General features: G+C 38.4%; 3 protein-coding genes and 1 pseudogene. All 4 read left to right on the top strand.

Going from position 1 to position 4,007, the window contains the following annotated elements:
* Positions 1–112, top strand: a 112-nt coding sequence (locus ACUVJL_RS35965; RefSeq protein WP_445250168.1) for a ferredoxin-thioredoxin reductase catalytic domain-containing protein, incomplete at its 5' end; no start/stop codon positions are given.
* Positions 113–258: 146 nt separating this feature from the next.
* The gene (locus ACUVJL_RS35970) at positions 259–666 is read left to right on the top strand and encodes a DUF309 domain-containing protein (protein WP_445250193.1); all 408 of its coding nucleotides are present in this window, start codon (positions 259–261) and stop codon (positions 664–666) included.
* 127 nt (positions 667–793) lie between these two features.
* The gene (locus ACUVJL_RS35975; RefSeq protein ID WP_445250194.1) at positions 794–3,472 is read left to right on the top strand and encodes an ATP-dependent nuclease; all 2,679 of its coding nucleotides are present in this window, start codon (positions 794–796) and stop codon (positions 3,470–3,472) included.
* Positions 3,473–3,701: 229 nt separating this feature from the next.
* Positions 3,702–4,007, top strand: a pseudogene (locus ACUVJL_RS35980) (LptA/OstA family protein); the annotation flags it as partial.

Here is a 4,007-nt window from a genome sequence, read left to right on the forward strand (position 1 = left end):
CGAGCGCAAAGAGTGTCACTGTATGTTATTTCTGACGCCAGATAACGATTTCGCTGGAACTAATCAGGAAATAGGAATGGATCAGATTCAAGCTGTCAGAGACACTATGTAATCGGTTAAGTAGGCGGTCGTGAAATGGCAATAGTTTTGAAAACAGGTCGTTATTTTTCCTATTTTTAAGACTTAGCTATTAAAAAAAAATCGATCGCCGCCTACTCAAACACACATCCCTAATCAAAAATCACAATTTCCAATCACATGACAGAGGAAATGCCGATCGAGTTTTGGCAAGGTATCGAACAGTTTAATAGTCAAGACTTTTATGCTTGTCACGACACACTAGAGGCTTTGTGGATGGAAGCTGGCGATCCAGAAAAAAGATTTTATCAGGGAATATTACAAATTGCCGTCGCGCTTTATCACTTAGGAAATCAAAACTGGCGCGGTGCTGTAATCTTGCTGGGAGAAGGAATAAATCGGCTCAATTATTATCAGCCGAGTTATGGCGGAATTGCCGTTGAAGACTTGCTCGGACAAAGTGCTGAACTTTTGAGCGCTTTGCAACAAGCTGGGCAGGAAAAAGTCGCTGAATTTGTGCCACTTTTAACAGGTACAGAAGTCGCAGGCTTGCAATTGCCGCGAATTTTAAAAGTAGAACAAATTTAGATATAGAGGTATATTAGTGTATAATAGTAACAAATTTGCAGTTTAATCCTCTGAGTCACGGTATTAAGCCGATGATCAAACTGAGGAAAACCCAAAAAATTACAATTGTACCATCGACTCTAACAATATGCTTCTCAAAAAAGTTTTCATTCGCTTCTATAAATCATTCAATGACGACTTCCTAAGAAAAAATAATGACAAGGTGAAGCCTAAACCTTGGGAGCTGATAAAGGATGCTTTTTACCCATATATTGAAGTTCCCATAGAGTCCAAAATTACAACAATTGTAGGCGCGAACGAATCTGGCAAATCTCACTTGTTAAGTGCCATTGAGAAGGCTTTATTTGTCAAAAATATCGAGCGCAGCGATTTCTGTCGCTATTCTCCACTTTTTACGGTTAAAAAGAACGAATTAAAATACCCTGACTTTGGTTCTGAATGGTCGGGTCTTTCTAAGTCTGAAGAGGTAAGTTTAAGAAAAATTATAGAAATTCCTGATAAATTGATGTTAGATAGATTTTTAATTTTCCTTAATAATGTTGACAATTTAACGTTATATTTGCCTGAAAAGGGAGATTACAGACCATACAAACTTGGGAAAAATCAGGTTATAGATTTACAAAAATTACTTCCTAAACCATTTAGGATTGAGTCTAATATTGCTCTTCCATCAAGCGTTCCTATCAAAAAATTAGTTGAGTTGGCTCAAGATGATTATTCCGGGAGTAGAAAATTTGAGCTTTTAGATAGAGATCAAAGAAACAAAATAGTAGATACACTTGAAACTCTTAGTAATAATCCAGAATTAATTAATAAAATTAACCTTGTTGGTGCCGAAAAAAACGATCAAGGAATTACATTGTTTAATTCAATTGTTTCAGCACTTGAGGGAGTCAATTTCAGTAATATAGAGCAAGAAAAAAGAAATAAAGAATTCGATCTAGCTTACAAATTGATTTGCAAAATTGCTGAAGTTGATACCAAGGCTTTACTTGATCTGGCTGAGGCTATTCAAAATGGAATGCAGGGTTTTGCAAATGGAATCATTGAGAAGATTAACCGCCAATTAGCCCTTAATTTAAACTTTCCCAACTATTGGGTTCAAGATCGTAATTTTTGTCTAAAAGTAGTGGCAAGAGACTATGACTTAGTTTTTACCATAACTGATAGGACAGGAACTGAATATTCTTTTGATGAAAGGAGTCAAGGATTACGATTCTTTCTTAGCTATTATATTGAATATCGATCTCATGAACCCCATCACACTAAAACTGAGGTACTGTTGATGGATGAACCAGATGCTTATCTATCAAGTCAAGCGCAACAAGATTTACTTAAAGTATTTGACCTTTTTGCAAACCCCCAACCAGGTTCACATTTAACTAACCCAATTCAGGTAGTTTACGTGACTCACTCTCCTTTTTTAATTGATAAGAATCATACTGATCGTATTCGAGTTTTACAGAAGGGAAATGAAGATGAGGGAACACGAGTAGTTAAGGATTTTGTCAGAAACCGTTATGAACCTCTAAGGTCTTCGATAGGTACTCTTATTGGCGAATCAGTTTTTATTGGCAATTGCAATTTAATGGTAGAAGGCATTTGCGAGCAAATTATTATTGCTGGGGCTGCAAGATACCTTCGAGCTATTGGTGTATCTAGTTTAGAAATAGAAACTTTAGATCTAAACTACATAACCATTGTTAACTCAGAGGGAGCTAGCCAAATTCCCTACATGGTCTATCTAGCTTGTGGGAAACACGCTGAGCAAATAGCAGTTATCGTTTTATTGGACAGTGACAAGGCTGGAAATGATGCTAAAAAGCAATTATTAGGTAAAGGACAACAACATAAAAAACCTTTGATTAAAGAGCAATTTATTCTTCAGCTTGGCGATCTTAAAGAAGAGTTCTATTTGGTGGCTGATAATGCAACCGAAGAACTTGAGATAGAAGATATTATTCCCTTGCCAATCTGCATACAAGCAACGAAGCTATGTTTACAGGAATTTCTACAAGTGGGTGAAACAGAAGTTGCTTTTTTAACTGAAGATTTAATTTTAAGTAAGATTGATAGTCAGACTATTCTTGATGCCATACAAGCAAGCATTTCAGAATCTTTTGACCAGGAGTTTGTCATTAGTAAAGCTGGCTTTGCTAGGAATGTTATTGAAGTTGTAAATCAGTGGTCACAGAAACGAGTTAAGTTAGGTGAGGAGCAATCTAAGGCATTAGAAAATTTTGAGAATAACTTTAAAATTTTGTTTAAAAGATTGAACTTTATGCAACGTAATGCTCAACAGAAATTGATCAAAGAAATGCTTTCACAGAAAATCGAGCGTTCAAAAAAGGATTTTATTGCACGTCATCCCATTTCTGCAAGGCGTGAGCATGGTGTTATTCTGCTTGAGGAGATCGAGGGCATTCTAGAAAGCAATAGAGCAAATGAGTCAACTAAGGAAATCGAAGCAATTCAGAATGCGATCCAAAATTTGCGTCGTGACTACAAGCTTGATGTCGAAATGAATAAAGCTATCGAGGATTACACTGAATTTAAAAAGGGTTTAGAGAGAATCAAGTATGCAGGGCTTTTAGCGAGTCAAGAAAAAACTGTCGAGGCTCAAGCAGAGGAGTCAAATATTTCAGAAGAAGTTCTTGAGGATGCTCAAATGGATAAATATATTAAGGATGGGCATGAACAATTGATTAATGAGCAGGCATCTACTAAGTCTGAGGTGGAAACTGTTGAAGTCTCCCATCGCTCTGCAAACTCTAATATGCTGAAAAAGCCTAATCCACCCAAATAGTATCGAGGTTGTGCGAAACTTCCCGATCGGGGAAACCGTCAAAAAACTTGCTTTCTCCAGCAAATCATCCAAACAGCCGGAGAAAGTGCTGCTCTCTTGCTAGGATAATTGGTTGAGACTCTCGGGTCAAGCGATCGACCTCACGAAAATCTTTCTGACCGTTAAGATAAAATACCTAAGTGGAAATAATGCCCTTCAGCAATTTCAAATATTTTGAGGCTTGTAAGCTATGATGCCCTCCGCTAAACTGCTCAATTCCCGAATATTCAAAGGATTATCGCTGCTGTTGCCCCTCACTCTGGCAGGCGCGATCGCCTCTCCCACCTACCCGCAAGCCGGGCCGCCCCGCACTCTCAGTGTGCGATCGGACATTCAAGAAGCCGACTCCAAAACCGGCATCGTGACAGCCCGCGGCAACGTCCAAATCAACTATCCAGCCCGCCAAATACAAGCAACCGCAGCTCAAGCTCAATACTTCAGCCGCGAGCGCCGGATCATTCTCAGCGGAGATGTTTACGTCTTGCAGCAGGGCAAC

The sequence above is a fragment of the Microcoleus sp. OTE_8_concoct_300 genome, assembly GCF_031383065.1.
GTDB lineage: Bacteria > Cyanobacteriota > Cyanobacteriia > Cyanobacteriales > Microcoleaceae > Microcoleus.

Coding starts and splice junctions, on each gene's coding strand:
- ACUVJL_RS35970 (WP_445250193.1), top strand. CDS start 259: ATGACAGAGGAAATGCCGATCGAGTTTTGGCAAGGTATCGAACAGTTT.
- ACUVJL_RS35975 (WP_445250194.1), top strand. CDS start 794: ATGCTTCTCAAAAAAGTTTTCATTCGCTTCTATAAATCATTCAATGAC.